General features: G+C 64.3%; 10 protein-coding genes. All 10 read left to right on the forward strand.

Annotated elements, in window-relative coordinates; translation table 11 throughout:
* Positions 1 to 4: 4 nt before the first annotated feature.
* The 10 genes from JFN90_RS22545 to JFN90_RS13340 all read left to right on the forward strand — a co-directional run bounded on the left by JFN90_RS22545 (position 5) and on the right by JFN90_RS13340 (position 15,453).
* On the forward strand, positions 5 to 3,697 hold the full coding sequence (locus tag JFN90_RS22545; protein WP_199395598.1) for a PKD domain-containing protein: 3,693 nt from the start codon (positions 5 to 7) through the stop codon (positions 3,695 to 3,697).
* 178 nt (positions 3,698 to 3,875) lie between these two features.
* Positions 3,876 to 6,959 carry a PKD domain-containing protein gene (locus JFN90_RS13300; RefSeq protein WP_199395599.1) on the forward strand — a complete coding sequence of 1,028 codons (3,084 nt, stop codon included), beginning with the start codon at positions 3,876 to 3,878 and terminating at the stop codon, positions 6,957 to 6,959.
* A 156-nt stretch (positions 6,960 to 7,115) separates the two neighbouring features.
* Positions 7,116 to 8,531, forward strand: a complete 1,416-nt coding sequence (locus JFN90_RS13305) for a PAS domain-containing sensor histidine kinase (protein WP_199395600.1) — start codon at positions 7,116 to 7,118, stop codon at positions 8,529 to 8,531.
* 57 nt (positions 8,532 to 8,588) lie between these two features.
* Positions 8,589 to 9,263, forward strand: coding sequence for a response regulator (locus JFN90_RS13310; protein ID WP_199395601.1), 675 nt, complete (start codon positions 8,589 to 8,591; stop codon positions 9,261 to 9,263).
* A gap of 337 nt (positions 9,264 to 9,600) precedes the next feature.
* Positions 9,601 to 10,041 (forward strand): cytochrome C, encoded by a 441-nt coding sequence (locus JFN90_RS13315; RefSeq protein ID WP_199395602.1) that lies wholly within the window; start codon positions 9,601 to 9,603, stop codon positions 10,039 to 10,041.
* 18 nt (positions 10,042 to 10,059) lie between these two features.
* On the forward strand, positions 10,060 to 13,107 hold the full coding sequence (locus tag JFN90_RS13320; protein WP_199395603.1) for a PKD domain-containing protein: 3,048 nt from the start codon (positions 10,060 to 10,062) through the stop codon (positions 13,105 to 13,107).
* A gap of 100 nt (positions 13,108 to 13,207) precedes the next feature.
* Positions 13,208 to 13,609, forward strand: a complete 402-nt coding sequence (locus JFN90_RS13325; RefSeq protein WP_199395604.1) for an ArsR/SmtB family transcription factor — start codon at positions 13,208 to 13,210, stop codon at positions 13,607 to 13,609.
* Positions 13,606 to 14,769, forward strand: coding sequence for a mercury methylation corrinoid protein HgcA (gene hgcA, locus JFN90_RS13330; protein WP_252396620.1), 1,164 nt, complete (start codon positions 13,606 to 13,608; stop codon positions 14,767 to 14,769). Before JFN90_RS13325 ends, hgcA begins: the two co-directional genes overlap by 4 nt.
* Before the next feature lie 10 nt (positions 14,770 to 14,779).
* Positions 14,780 to 15,073: a mercury methylation ferredoxin HgcB gene (gene hgcB / locus JFN90_RS13335; protein ID WP_199395605.1), complete on the forward strand. Its 294-nt coding sequence runs from the start codon at positions 14,780 to 14,782 to the stop codon at positions 15,071 to 15,073.
* An 80-nt stretch (positions 15,074 to 15,153) separates the two neighbouring features.
* Entirely contained in the window at positions 15,154 to 15,453 is a 300-nt protein-coding gene (locus JFN90_RS13340; RefSeq protein ID WP_199395606.1) for a DUF1540 domain-containing protein, read from the forward strand.
* Positions 15,454 to 15,545 lie beyond the last annotated feature (92 nt).

Here is a 15,545-nt window from a genome sequence, read left to right on the forward strand (position 1 = left end):
CCAGGTGGCGGATTATCAGCTGAACGGTCAGGGCCAGTACATCAACTACATGCAGCCGGGCGTCGACGGCTTCAAGAACTTCCTTAAAGGGGGCAATGACGCCAGCGGCAACCCGTATCCGAAAGTCGAGATGTCCCTTTGGGACCAGGCGACCATGTGCGGTACCTGCCACGTGGGTGGCGTCTTCTACGAAGAGGACAGGATGGGCACCCGCCTGCCGGCCAGGACCCTCGCCGACTGGGGCCCGGCCTTCACGGGCGCGGCACCGAACCTCAACCCGATCACCGCGACCGTGTGGGAGAACTACTCCACCACCGGTAAGGACAAGTCCTTCGTCGCCATGTCCCCCTGGGTCTACCCGGTCTACATGGGGATGGGCGGCGCTCCCGACCCAAACCTTGCCGACGGCGGCCCGATGATCGTTCCCTACGGCTGGGCGCCCAAAGACATGACCATGGCCAACAACAACGGCGGGGCTCCCTACACCGTCAAGGCCGGCCAACTCATGATGCCCAACGTCAAGGAGATGGACTGCCTCTTCTGCCACCTCAAAGGCTATGACAACGTGATGACCTCCGTCATGGTCCAGGCCGGTTCCCTTGCCGCCGCCCCGACCACCGGCGCCGGCCTCTTCGACATGTTCTCCCTGAGCCCGACCTACATGGGTTACGATCCGAGAAACGGCAAGAGCGCCTTCTACCGTATCGGCGCTGGAAATCTTCCCCCGGCATTCGCGAGCTACTCCTCGCACGAGGTCGTCTTCCTGACCGCTGCCGTGACGGAGAACATCAAGGGCAAGCCGGACGAGAACAACTGCCACCAGTGCCACGCCTCGAAGACGCTCAAGAACTTCCCCGAGATGTTCGGCGTCACCGGCACAAGCACGGGCTTTCTCTCCTCCGCCCCGATGGTGTACGACCCGGCCAACGGCGTGGGCCCCCTGGGCAAGAAGATGGTCAACTACGACATCAACTCCCCGCTCATGCAGTCCGGCGCCTCCCCGGTCCTCACCGGGAATAACGTCCAGAATTTCATGATGGCCGGCCTCGCCTACCCGCAGGCCAGCGGTCCCTCCGGGTACAACACCCTGGATGCGTCCAAGGGCGAAATCGGCGGCGGCAACCCGGCCATGACCGGTCCGCTGTTCTACTCCACCATGGACGGCAAGCCTGTCGACCAGAACACCCTGAAGAAGTCCACCATGCCGTTCCCCCGCGCCGAGTGGTTCAAGCGCGGTGACGCATGGCAGGCCGGCCAGGACGTTCACGGCAGCTTCGGCTGCGCCGGCTGCCACTTCACCGGCAACTCCACCGACAAGAACCAGTGCGACCCGGCCCGCGGCTTCGATGCGGCCTCCACCATCCAGGACGGCCTGCCCCCCATCAAGGAGCGCCAGCCGTTACTTGAGCAAGGTCAGACCCTGGACGCGGCCATCAAGAAGCACGACACCCGTAACACCATGAAGCGTTGCGAGTTCTGCCACGTCACCGGCACCGACTACAACGGCAACCCCATCGAGACCTACGGCGCGCCCAACCCGAACCTGGCCCACGCCAACGCGGGGCTTCTGGCCAACCTGACCCAGATCGTCGACAAGCCCGGCCTGCACGGCGACTTCGGCGGTAAAGGGGTCCCCAGGGAGTCCAACTTCACCACCCAGGAAAAAGGCGCCGTAGATGGCGTTCAAAAGCCGGGCGGCACCATTTTGGGCCGCGGCAACCACCTCGACGTCATGGACTGCACCGTCTGCCACGTCGACAAGGTGAGCATGGCGGTACGCTCGCTCGACGCCACCTCCGGCATGCGCTTCCCCGCCATCGTCGGCACCGACCCGATGAAGGGTATGCTCGGCCTCTTCGAAGACCCGACCGGCATGGGCGCGGCAGCAACCGGCATGGGCGGCGAATTGAAGCACTGGACACCGGTCGTCACGTGGCAGCCTTACGGCAACATGGAGGGAACGCTTAGCTGGGCCAACAAGCCGGCCGACCAGCGCTTCCAGTTCCGTCGCAAGCTGTACCTGACAAACCCCATCAGCGCGATCCTCTTCAACAACGAGGGGAGCACCGTGGACGCCAACGGCGACGGCGTCACCGGCGGCATGCTGATCGGCGACGACGAGGCCACCGGCCTCCCCACCGCCAGCACCAAGCCGTCCTTGAAGGGATACCGCGACGTCTTCACCGGCGACGTTCCCAACAAGAACAACACCTCCGGCTTCGAACTCCCGATCTTCGACCCGTGGGCCATGCGCGAACTGAAGTCCGGCTTCAACTTCGTGCCGGCTCCGCTCTCCGTCATCGGCGCGGGCTTTGGCGGCTTCGGTACTCCGGCCGGCATGACCGACCCGACCAACGGCGCGTACACAAGCCTCTACGGCCCGAACGGCATGTTCTCCAACGACAACTGGAAGTACGCTTCCGTATGGAGCGGCGCCGTCGTATTCACCGAGCCGGATCAGATCCGCGGCTACAAGCAGTACCGCACCGCCATCAAGGACGCCACCGACGGCAAATCCTGGATGAACACCACCCTCACCATGATCGGCGCACCGTTCATGGTCACCCACGGCGTGAAACCGACCGACATCTACGCCAAGGGTAAATCATGCGCCGACTGCCACGGGGCGGGCAAAGGGTTCTTCAAAGGTAGCTTCGACATGGTCGGCCCGGCCCTCCCGGCGACCAAGAGCTACGACCCGAGCACCTACCCGGCGACCGACGCCAACGGCAACCTCATTGTCGACCCGGCAACGGGCGAGCCGGTGCGCGGCACCGCCCAGGGGTTGAGCATCCCCGGCGACCAGGGCAACATGATGATGCGTCCGCTTGAACCGGTCCGCATCAAGGCCTACAAAGGCGACCTGCGCGGCTACTTCGAGAGCTACAACAAGCTCGGCCAGCCGCGTGAAGTCAATTTCGTCCACGACGTGAACGTGGGCGGCGTCGACTACAGCTACGCATCCACCATCGACCGCTCCGAAATCGCCTACCCGGCGGAAGACGGCGCGATCTACTACAAGGTTGGCCAGGTCAACGCTGACGGCACCGTCAACGGTGGCGCCCAGCCGATGACCGGCGCAGCATACGCAACCTACCTCGAGACGGAGGTATCCCCCGTACTTGCCGATTACGGCATCGGGATCGATCCGGTTGCGAAGATCAACGCCATCGCCGACGCCAGCGCAGTTGACCTCGGCGTGCAGGTGAAGCAAAACGACACGGTAGCGCTTTCCGCATCTCTGGCGCAACCAAACGGCGGCACCGCCGACGTCGGTACCGTTACCTACGCCTGGAGCACCAGCGACGGTACGGCCGTCACCGGTGCCAACTCCAGGACCGGTGCTACCGTCAACTTCACCACCCTGGGCACCAAGACCATCACCCTCACGGTAACCGACGAAGAGGGCAAGGTCAGCCAGACCAGCACCACCGTCAACGTGATCGTACCTCCGGTCACCATCAGCTGGAACGGCACCACCGATGTCGCCACCTTCTCGAGCTTCCCGACGGGCACCGCCTCCGTGAAGATCGCCTGGGGCGACGGTTTCAGCACCACCAAGAGCGGCACCGCCGTTACCGACCCGCTCACCGTGAAGCACCTGTACTCGACCGGAACCGCCAAGACCATCAAGTTCTACTGCTACAACGGAACTGGCGTCCAGATCGGCTACCAGCAGGCAACCATCCTGCCGTAATGGGTAACTGAAACACTGTAATTTTGATGCAATTTAGCCCGGAGGTACCCCCTCCGGGCTTTTCCTGTAACGGCCTTGAACCGCTCACAGGAAATCGCGGATCTTGCAGCACTTCCGCGAGGCCCCGAGCACCGTACACCACGTGGCGGCCTTGACCGCCCAACCAAGAGGGGGTCGTATGAGCAAAATTGTAGGAACTGCTGCAGGTCTGTTACTCGCGCTGGCACTGATCGCCGCGCCGCTGGTCGCGCACGCGGCCCATCCCAAGCCCGGGGAGTACGGCGCGCGCGGCATGCTGTTCAACCCCGCGATGCTCGGCATCCCCCTGCTCGACTACTTCAACGCCGCGCCCATCATCGCGACCGGGCCGGCCGTCAACGGCCGCTACAACGCTCTCCCCCCGTTCGGGACCAAGGCGAGCTGCAACCTGTGCCACTTCGACATCGTGGCCAACGAGAACATGAACCGCCACGCCACCATGTCCTTCAACAAGCTCACCTGGCCGCAGTACGGCTACGGCTACGACAAGGAAAAACCCTGGATGTCGGGGCCGGGCAAGTTCGGCAAATGGTCGCCGTTTTACAACCGTCAGCTCGGTAACATGAACGCCGTCTACGGCACCGAGGCGGACATCCTGAAGAAACTGGACATGGGAGCCTTCGAGTTCACCACCGAGTGCGGCGTCTGTCATGTCGGCGGGGGACCCGGTACCTCCAACCCCTACAATTTCACCTTCCCGTGGCGGGTGAGCGACTACTTCGGTCGCGACCGCGGTGCGGGGGGGATCCACAGCAACCTCGACAACGAACAGCGCAACCAGTCCATCGCCAACGACTACATCTTCCCGCTGCCGCTTAGCAGCCCCTACTACCCGCGCCGCGTGCCGCTCAACCCGTGGGACTTCTTCGTCAACGACGAGGGGACGCTGAAGACGGTCGACTGGGCCTCCTGGGGGATGAACGGGACCATGCAGATGGACTGCCTCATGTGCCACTTGCAGGGGTACGACCACCTCGCGCGCAACCAGGAGATCGTCCGCTACCAGCGCCTGTACAACGCCGGCACCGTCGGCTCGGGCATCGCCACGGTGGACCCCGCCGGCGGTGAGGGGTTCAATATGAGCTATGACGCCTCCATGCTCAAGGTGGGCAGCGACGGCACCCTGTACCTCGATTCCTCGTTCACCGACAGGATCACCCGCTCGCCCCGGGCGGAAAACTGCGTCCACTGCCACATGCCGACAGCGGTGAAGAACCAGCCCTACGTGGACTGGAAATCGCGCTTTTATTCCTACGATGCGGTCCCCTCGGACAATCCGGCCGCCCCGGGCAACGTGAAGCCCCCCCGCTACCTGAGCGACCTGGTGAAGCGCGGCGACATCTGGAGCAAGGACGAGGTTCATCTCACCCTGGAGTGCGCCGGGTGCCACACCCAGACCGGCAAGTACCAGGCCTGGAAGCCCACGGACCCCAACTACATGCACAGCCCTGGCAAGGGGTACGACCCGATGAGCACCGGTTCCGACGAGTTCGGCGGCACGGTGAAGTTCTGCTACGACTGCCACGTGCTGGCCGGCGACCTGAACGGCGACGGGGTGAAGGACATCGACATCCTGGGCGCTCCCAACCCCAACTACGCACACAAGAACGCCGGGCTCATGATCAACGTCGTGCCCAAGGCGCGGCGCATCGACAGCCAGGGCGCGGAGGTGGAATTCACCGGCAACCACCTCGACGTCATCGCCTGCACCTCGTGCCATGTCAGAAAGAGGTACGCGGCAGGGCGTTCGGTGGACTTCAGCACCGGCAGCCAGTTCTTCAACATGGTCGGCAACCCGCTGGATCAGGAAAATGGCAGCATCGACGTCGACATCGCCTTCAGCTGGAAGGAGACCACCCCGGTGAAGCTGTTGCCGGACGGAACCCCCAACCCGCTCTGGCGCCGGCTGATCTACCCGTTCAACTACGTCACCGGCATCTACTGGAACAACATCGGCACCACGGACGCCAACGGCGACGGCTTCACCACGGGGATGAGCAACAACGGCAAGGTGGTCTCGGCAGATCCCTTCTTCCAGAGGAACGTGAAGGACAACTTCAGCTACGGGGTGAACGCGGAAAACAACCGGATCCCCACCGGCCTTGCCGGTTCCACGGTGTTCGATGCCCAATCCCTGAAGAACGCCGAGGGGGGCGTGGTGTTCAGCCGCCCTGCGGAGATCGAGGCGTACAAGGCGAAGGTGACCGGAAAGGACGCCGGCCTGGTGCCCCAGTTGGTTCTCGAGTCGGAGCCTTATCTGCTCATGCACAACATCGCCCAGGTCGGCAGCTACGCCCTGGGGAGGCATAGGGTAGACGGGGCCGGCAAGAAGGTGTACGGCTGCTCCGACTGCCACGGTGCCGCCGGAGGCATCTTCAACGGCACCATCAACATGCTGGGCAAGGGGAAGCGCCCGGACAACACGGAGACCCCGCTTACCGTGCAGTACAACAACAGCTCGGACCTCCTCACCAAGGCGCTCTACTGGGATCGCACCGGCGTGCGCAAGAGCTTCTCCTTCGCCGATACGGCCAGCGTCCCCAAGAGAACCAGGGATGCCGAGCGCAGGGAGTTTCTGGGGTACGACGCCGCCCGCGTGACGGCGCTGAACGCCCCGCAGGATCCGACCCTGTTCGGCATGGAGGTGGATCCCAAAGCGGTCATCGACCCGGTGGCCGACGCCGATGCCACCATCCTGGGCATCCAAGTGGTGACCGGGAGCAAGGTGCAGCTCACCTGCCCCCCCGGCCAGTACCTGGACGCCAACGCCAACGGCAAGTACGACAGCGGTGAAACCCTGGTCGGCACCGTGACCTACCAGTGGGCCGCCTCGGACGGCAGCGCCATCACCGGCAACGGCACCCGCAGCGCCAGCGTGACCTTCACCGGCACGGGCAACAGGACCATCACCCTGACCGTGAGCGACGAGGAGGGGAAGGTGAACACCTCCTCGGTGACGGTCACCGTGGTCCCCCCGCCGATCAGCATCGCCTGGAACGCCGATACCGACACGGCCACCGTCACTTCCTTCCCGGCCGGCACCGCGTCGGCCAAGGTGTACTGGGGCGACGGTCTTTCCACCACGAGAAGCGGCTCCTATTTCACCGACCCGCTGGTCATGGTACACAAGTACTCGACCGCCACGCAAAAGACCATCAAGGTCTATTGCTACGATTCGGGCGGCACCCAGGTGGGGTACATGCAAAAAAACATCACGCCGTAATCCCGTTCACGACAACCGCGGCCCGGAGCGATGCTCCGGGCCGTTTCGTATCCACTTTCCCCGGTGATCAAAGGGGTTTTCCGTTGCCTGGGAGGCGCGGATGCGGTAATCTACCGTCGCTCCGTCTCCCGGGTGCAGCAAGCGAAAGAGGACCACGTGAAAACAGACCTTTTTGCCAGCATCGTCGCCAATCTCTCCGACGGGATCTATGTCATCCAACACGACCGGGCGATCTTCTTGAACCAGCGCTTTGGCGAGATCTTCGGCTACCGGGACCACGAGAGCCTGATCGGCTGCGACATGTTCGCCAAGGTCTACCCGGACTGGCAGAGCGTCGACCTGTTCCGCAAGGTCCACGAGCAGCTCCTGTCCGGCAACTACGAGAAGATTTCCTGGGGGCAGCCCTCGTCCAAGGTGGACGGCACCCCCTTCTGGATCGAGGTCGAGGCGCGCCTGATCGAGGTGCAGGGGGAGCCCGCCATTTTCGGCACCTTCCTGGACCGCACCGACTGCAAGCTGATCGGTGAGGCGATGCACGCCTCCCAGGAGACGCTGCGCCTTTTGCTGGACGCCATGGAGGACCGGGTCTACGTGGTCACCGACGACTACCGCCTGGTGTACGCCAACCGCAAGATGCGGGCGGCCCTGCGCGGTGAGATGGAAAAGGAGTACTGCTACAAGCTCTGCCGCGGCCTGGATGAGCCGTGCGAGGACTGCTCCACCGACCATGTCTTCATCTCGGAGCGTCCCATGCAAAAGGAATACTTCAACCAACTGGCCCAGTGCTGGTATTCGGTCATCGAGCTGCCGGTGCGCATGCCGGGCATCGACCGCCCCACCAAGCTCGCCGTGGCCCGCGACATCACCGAGCGCAAGGAGGCAGAGGAAAAGGTCCGCGCCCTGTCGCACCGGCTCATCAACGTCCAGGAGGACGAGAGAAAGCACCTCTCCCGGGAACTGCACGACGACCTGGGGCAGCGCCTGAACGCGGCCAAGATCGCCGTGGACCTGTTGGCGCAGGACCTATCGTCGACGCCCGGGGACATCGCCCTGCGCCTGGGGCAGCTCTCCCAGATGCTCAAGGGGGGAGTGGAGAGCGTGCGCCACCTGAGCGCCGGCCTGCGTCCCACTTCGCTGGAACGGCTGGGGCTGGTCGAGGCGATCCGCAACGACTGCGACCAGTTGGTCGGCCGCCGCGGTCTCAGGGTCGATTTCACCCACCACGGCATGGAGGGGGTGCGGCTTTCCCAAGACGCCGAGATCAACCTGTACCGCGTGGTGCAGGAGGCGCTCAACAACGTGGTCAAGCACGCCGGGGCGACCGAGGTGGGGATCCAGCTGGTGGCCTCGTACCCGATCGTCAGGATGCGCATCCGGGACAACGGCGCCGGCTTCGATCCCGCCTCGTGCAAGGGTAAGCGCTGCGATGGGCTGGGGCTGGTGGGTATGGCGGAGCGGGTGGACCTGCTGCACGGCTCCTTCAAGATCCACTCCAATCCCGGCATGGGGACCCGGCTCACCGTGGAGATCCCCATCGCGGACGACGCCGAAGGCGAGCCGGCGAGGAAATAACGGCCAGGGGCGGGGTTCGACCCGCCAGGCCTAACTGCAATGCAATGAGGAGGGGAGATGGCAGCTAAGAGCCGTGTGATCATCGTGGATGACCATCCGCTGTTCCGGGACGGGCTGAAGAGCCTGATCGCCAGGAGCACCAAGTACGAAACGGTCGGCGAGGCCGGCAGCGGCGAGGAGGCCCTCCGCCTGGCGCAGGAGCTCGCCCCCGACCTGATGACCATGGACGTTTCCCTGCCGGACATGAGCGGCATCGAGGCGACCAGGAAGATCGTCCAGTCGCTTCCCTCGGTGAAGATCCTGATGCTCAGCATGTACCAGAACCTCGAGTACGCCACCGACTCCTTCAAGGCCGGCGCGCGCGGCTACATCGTCAAGGAGGCCACCAGCGACCGGCTCATCGAGGCCATGGACGCGCTCTCCCAGGGGGAGCACTTCCTGGACGGGCAGCTCTCCGGCGACATGGTGATCCGGCACCTCTCCGGGCAGGGAAAGGACGGCGCCGTGCAGGACGCCCGCTACGCGCTTCTCTCCGCCCGGGAGCAGCAGGTGATGCGCCTGGTGGCCGAGGGGGGCTCCTCCCGCAGCATCGCCGAACAGCTCCAGGTGAGCGCGAAGACCGTGGAGAACCACCGCACCAACCTGATGAAGAAGCTGGACGTGCACAGCCGCATCGAGCTGGTGCGCTACGCCGCGCGCCTGGGCCTCATCGACCTGGAGCAGTGGAAATAGAACGACCACCTTCCTAGGGCAAATACCCCACCCTTGTCCGCGACGGTGGGGTGTTTGCCCCAGTTTTTCAGACCACCGACCCTAAAGCCTCACCCCGCCCGACACCATTTCTTTTTGCAACCTCCCGTTTTAACTCGCTTCACCCGCATAATGCCAACACCCCAGAACATGGGTACGCTTCCTGCTATGCACCCGGTCAACAGGTTCGGCTCTCTACCGTTCCCGCGGAAGTCACGCACCGCACCCCGGTTCCCCCACCGGGGAACCCGGCGTGCTTGCTATCGGTCGCCCGTGCTGTGCGACTTGCAATGGCAAAGATCTTTCAAGGAGGCTACCAATGCACCACTCGAGGAAAAAGGTCGTCAAGTCGGCCGCCATATCCTCCGCAGTCCTGTTAGGGCTCGCGGCAGGGTCGGCGCTGGCCGCTACCGGCGACCACACCAACATCATCCTTAAAGACTGGCAGGGCCAGGAGATCGCCCGTCCGCTGGACGGCAGCGCGGCTCCCGCCTACAGCGTGAAGCAAACCTGCTTCGGCACCAACAACGGTGTCGCCTGCCATGGCAACAGCACCGTCGGCAACGCGAAGTTCAGCTACGACGACATCGAAAGGCACAGCTACCACACCCAGCTGGGCGCCAACGAGTTCAAGGGCTTCAACCCGGCCAACCCCGACGCCTACAACCCCTACACCGGATCCGGCGACAAGTGGCGTCCGGGCGCAGGCCCCCAGGGCAAGAACTGGGTGCAGAGCCCGGGCCACTTCGGGAGCTGGTGACCGCCCTCCGCTCGCCAGTTGGCGAGAGCATATAAAGACGGCGCAGGCGCAAGCTACAGCGGCAGCACCAACCAGTTCGTGACCGTTCCCTTCGGCAGCGTGCTGGTCGATGCCACCAACCCCGGCGCGGGCCAGCAGGCCAACCCCACCGGCAAGTTCTTCGAAATCTTCTCCTTCGGCGCCGACACCGGTGCCGGTCAGCTCGCTTACAAGCAGAAGGTGGACAACTCCAACGCGGGCGTCATGCGCGACTGCGCCGAGTGCCACGTCGGCGGCGGCATGAACGAGTACGCCTACGCCAACATGCCGACCGCGGCCTACGATCCGGCCGCCCGTACCTCCCTGCGCAGCTTCGACTTCGGCACCGCGGTCACCGCCTGGAACTACTTCGTCGACATCTTCAACACCGACGTGACCAAGCGCGGCGACGTAGTCAAGCAGGACTACGCCCAGACCGGCGTCCTGGAGATGGACTGCCTCATGTGCCACCAGACCGGCTACGACTGGGCGGCTCGCAAGGAAGCGGTACGCAAGGGCGAGTTTGACGCATCCCGCGCCGTCGGCGCCAAGCTGGTCAACAGCGTCGCCAGCGGCACCCAGGTCTTCTACAACTACACCGCCGTCAAGACCAACGCCACCGGCAAGCTCTACGTCGACCTGAGCAGCACCCTGAACAGCAAGCCCACCTCCTCCAACTGTGCCTCCTGCCACCAGTCGCAGTACAACGTCGACTGGAAGAAGCGTGGCGAACAGTGGCTGGAAGGGCAGGAAGTCCACTACAGCCTTGGCTGCATGGCCTGCCACCAGCGCAAGGACGTGACCAACCCGCAAGTCGGCACCTCCGGTCTGGTCACCGATGCCAAGCTCGGCCTGTGCGATCCCGCCAAGGGTGGGGCTTCTGATTTCGATGCCATGTGGAACAAGCTTGACACCGTCAACTTCAAACATTGCACCGATTGCCACGAGCCGACCGGCACCCCGGCCTGGCCGACCTACGGCGCTCCCAATTCCGAGAACGCCCACACCACCAAGGGGCTGAACGCCAAGATTGCCTTCGACAAGAACGGCGCTCCGGCCAGCCACATGGAAATCATGGACTGCACCGCCTGCCACATCAACAAGAACTTCGATGGCGGCGCCATGGTTGACGGCACCGGTGCCGACCTGGAAGGGCGCGTGGCGCTGCACGACGAGCCGCAGGTCGCCCGCGACATGAAAGGCACCGACGGCAACGCGCTGTACTGGAACAACGGCAAGCTCTATGGGGCCAACCTCTTGACCTCCTCGTTCCTGCGCGACATGAACGGCATGGATGCCGCCAACTTCGGCCTCGACGGCAACAACGACGGCCGCAACGCCGGCATGGATACCCTGCTGCAGACCCACATCAACGACCTGAACAACGCCGTGGGCGCCAAAGCGGTGACCATGGAGAAAAATGCCGACGGCAGCTGGGTCAACGAGGCAGAGATGTCCGCCCTCTACGCCAGGATCAACGGCGACAGCACCGGCACCGCCTCCGCCGGCGATCAGACCAAGCTTTCCGGCGGTCTGAAGCAGCTTCTGGGCATCAGCGACGCCAACAACGACTACAAGCTGATCCCGAAATTGTCCGTCCTGATGGTCCCCTTCAAGGCGAGCCACAACATCGCCCGCACCGCCACCATGGCGTGGGGTAAAGGCGGCTGCTCCGACTGCCACGGCGACAAGAAAGGGTTCTACAACGGCGCCTACCCGATCCTCGGCAACATGAGCGGCGTCGACAGCAACGGCAAGAACAAGTTCCGCTTCTACTCCAACCAGGTCACCACCTTCACCAAGGTCAACGGCCTGGCCGACACCACCGACTCTCACCCGAGCGTCGTCACCAAGAAGGGCGACAGGACCGTACCGGTCACCCTGCTGACCAAGTTCGACGGCCCGTATGTCAACAACACCCTCGCCGTCGACAACCAGACCCTGCGCAACATCGACAGGAGCGAGGTGATCTACGAGGCGACCTTCCAGGCCCGCGACACCGCCTGGTACACCGCCATCACCGGTGCCGCCCCGGCCGCTTCCTGCTCCGGCCCGACCAGCCCGTTCTACTGCGCCACCCCGACCGGTGTCAGCACCCAGGATGCCGTGAAGTCCAAGGCGACCTCCACCAAGGGTTGGCTGCTCAAGGTCGAGGTACGTCCGGCCGGTGATGCCAGCGTGAACAGCATCACCTTCCGCACCGCTCAGCTCGGCAAGGACAACGCCACCACCATGGCTGAAGTCGTGGCTGCACTGCCGGCAAGCTTCACCACCAACCCCGACTTCACCGTCACCGAGGCGGGCGGGGCACTCACCATCACCGCCGCAGCAGGCAAGGAGATCCGTATCTCCTCGCAGACCGACTCCGGCCCGCTTGGGCTCAAGGGCAAGGTCTACAAGGCCGACCCGATCGTGCGCGGCGGCAACAGCTACGCCACCCGTGACGCCTATGTCGGCTACCTGAACACCCTGACCAGCCCGGCGGCATTCGGCATCGGTATCGACCCGGTCGCCTCCATCAACCCCATCGCCGACGCCAGCGCCATCGACCTCGGCGTGCAGGTGAAGCAAAGCGTCGACGTCGCCCTGTCCGCTCCCGCGGCACAGACCAACGGCGGCATCGAGGTGGGCAACGTGACCTACGCCTGGAGCAGCAGCGACGGCGTGGTCACCAGCCCGAGCTCCAGGACCGCGGCCAGCGTCAAGTTCGCCACCCTGGGCACCAAGACCATCACCCTCACGGTAACCGATGAAGAGGGCAAGGTCAGCCGGACCAGCACCAACGTCACGGTCATCCTGCCGCCGATCACCATCGGCTGGGATGGCGTCAACGACATCGCCACCTTCACGAACTTCCCCGTGGGCACCGCCTCCGTGAAAGTCGCCTGGGGCGACGGTTTCAGCACCACCAAGAGCGGCACCGCCGTTATCGACCCGCTCAACGTGAAACACCTGTATTCGACCGGCACCGCCAAGACCATCAAGTTCTACTGCTATAACGGAACTGGCGCGCAGATCGGCTACCAGCAGGCGACCATCACCCCCTAATGGGGCCAAGCTGAATCCATGTTGAACCCGGCCCGGAGGAGCGATCCTCCGGGCCTTTTTTCGCTTGACCGTATCCGGTTTTCCGGATATGTTTTCCCGCATGGAAAACTTAGCGCTCCTGTTTCAGTCTCTCGACGATCAGACCCGCCTGCGCCTTTTGGCGCTCCTCATCGAAGCCGGGGAATTGTGCGTCTGCGATCTGGTGGCCGTGCTCAAACTCCCCCAGTCGACCGTTTCCCGCCAGCTCGGCATCCTGAAAAGCGCCGGCTGGGTGCAGGGGAGGCGGGTGGGGGCCTGGAACCATTACTCCATCGCCACCTCGCTCGAGCCGGTGCAGCAGTTCCTGATGCCGGTCTTGCGCAACTTCCTGCTGGTCACGGAAACGGCGCGGGAGGACCTGGTGCGGCTGCGGCAACGCCGCGATCCGGCCTGCTGTTCCGGCGGGGTTGCATCCAAAAAAACGGATACTGCGGGGCGCGCCCCCGGGGAGGAACAGTCATGAGCGAAGAGACCCAGATGCGCCGCTTCAAGAAGATCGAGATGAAAAAGCCTGCTTCCTCCTCTTGCGCGTCGGAACTCGGAGCGAACCCCGATGCGCCCCCCTGCTGAGGCCCTCCCACCTCCGCCGGCGGCGGAGAGATCACCGATCAAGTCCCCGGTTTCCTCGGCTGGGTTGCCGCGGGAAGTCGTCGGGCGCCGCGCATCAGCGGCAGCCTGACCTGGGCCGACCACTGGGGCGCCTGCCTGGCGCGCTGGGGGATCAACAGGATGACCTTCATGGTCCCGCCGGGCCTCTACGCCATCGGCACACCCGACGCGCAGGCGCCGGTCGTGGTGACCGCCAACTACAAGATGAGCTACGACATCGTGCGCCGGGCCCTGTCTGGCAGAAACGTCTGGCTCCTGGTCCTGGAAACCTACGGCATCAACGTCTGGTGCGCGGCAGGGAAGGGGACCTTCGGCACAGGCGAACTGGTGCGCCGCATCGAAGCGAGCGGTCTCGCCCAGGCCGTCAGCCATCGGCGCCTGATCCTCCCCATCCTGGGAGCGGCCGGGGTGTCGGCGCACCGGGTCAAGCAGAGAAGCGGCTTCGAGGTCGTCTACGCCACCGTGCGTGCGGACGATCTCCCGGCTTACTTGGACCAGGGCGGCACCGCCACCCCTGCCATGCGCGAGCTTCGCTTCAACTGGTACGACCGCCTGGTGCTGATCCCGGTGGAAATCGTCCTGGCCGCGAAGCCGGTGGCCCCGGTCGCAGCGCTTCTCTACCTCGGGGCCCGTCTCTTTTGGGGTGCCGATGCCGCTGCCGCGACGGCGCTTGCCTTTCTCGGGGCGGTCTTGACCGGGATCGCCGCCGGACCGCTTTTGTTGCCGCTGCTTCCCGGCAGGAGCTTCGCGGTCAAGGGCGCCTGCGCCGGGCTCCTCTACTGCGCGCTCCTCTATGCCCTCGCCGCAGGGGTGAGGTGGGGCGGGGCGGCGACCGCGGCCTGCTTCCTGGCGCTTCCGGCGGTCTCCGCGTTCTACACGCTCAACTTCACCGGCTGTACCACCTACACCTCCAAGTCGGGGGTGAAGAAGGAGATGCGCCTGGGACTGCCGATCATGGCGGGTGCCCTGGGCGTTGCGCTCATCATCGTCATAGCCGGACGGCTGCTGGTCTGAGGGGGAAGCTATGAAAGGTTTCAGGTATCTGGAAGGGGTAGCGACGCTGGAGCTTTCCAGCGCGCTGTGCATCGGCTGCGGCAGGTGTGTCGAGGTCTGCCCGCACCAGGTGTTCCGCATGGAAGAGAAACGCGCGCTGATCGCGGACCGGGACGCCTGCATGGAATGCGGCGCCTGTGCGCTCAACTGCCCCGCCGCCGCGCTCAAGGTGGACGCCGGAGTCGGCTGCGCCAGCGGCATGATCCACGAGTGGCTCAGGGAGAAGAAGCTCCCCGGCCTCAGCGGCGGGGGGTGTTGCGGATAGCCCCCGCCGCAGCTTGACTATCAAACTATGTATGTTAAAACCTCCTAATGCGCGAAGGGGGCAGCTAAAGGAGGCAGAACATGAAAGAGAAGCAGATGGTCAAGATCAGCTCATGCAACGTGACTCAATGCGCCTACAATAAGCACAATTCCTGCCACACGCTCGCCATCACGGTCGGCGGCCCCACCGATATTTGCCCCGAGTGCGACACCTTTATGCAGGGGAGCCAGAGGGGGGGGATCGTCGACGTTCAGGGAGGCATCGGCGCTTGCAAGGTGGAGAACTGCAGCTACAACCAGTCCCTCGAATGCACGGCTCCCGCCGTCGACGTCGGCATGCACGAGTCGCATCCCGACTGCTTCACCTACAAGCCGAAATAGCCCGTCGCCACATTCACCATTCCCCAAGAACCGCAGCCCCCTTCCGCAGTGCGCACTTTTGCTCCCGCCCCCGCCCCGGACGGGTTCGACAT

The organism is Geomonas propionica (assembly GCF_016458235.1).
GTDB lineage: Bacteria > Desulfobacterota > Desulfuromonadia > Geobacterales > Geobacteraceae > Geomonas > Geomonas propionica.

What these genes read in the sequence shown, in the direction of transcription:
- JFN90_RS13315 (WP_199395602.1), top strand. Translation starts at nt 9,601, where the DNA reads ATGCACCACTCGAGGAAAAAGGTCGTCAAGTCGGCCGCCATATCCTCC.
- JFN90_RS13310 (WP_199395601.1), top strand. Translation starts at nt 8,589, where the DNA reads ATGGCAGCTAAGAGCCGTGTGATCATCGTGGATGACCATCCGCTGTTC.
- JFN90_RS13325 (WP_199395604.1), top strand. Translation starts at nt 13,208, where the DNA reads ATGGAAAACTTAGCGCTCCTGTTTCAGTCTCTCGACGATCAGACCCGC.
- JFN90_RS13340 (WP_199395606.1), top strand. Translation starts at nt 15,154, where the DNA reads ATGAAAGAGAAGCAGATGGTCAAGATCAGCTCATGCAACGTGACTCAA.
- hgcB (WP_199395605.1), top strand. Translation starts at nt 14,780, where the DNA reads ATGAAAGGTTTCAGGTATCTGGAAGGGGTAGCGACGCTGGAGCTTTCC.
- JFN90_RS13300 (WP_199395599.1), top strand. Translation starts at nt 3,876, where the DNA reads ATGAGCAAAATTGTAGGAACTGCTGCAGGTCTGTTACTCGCGCTGGCA.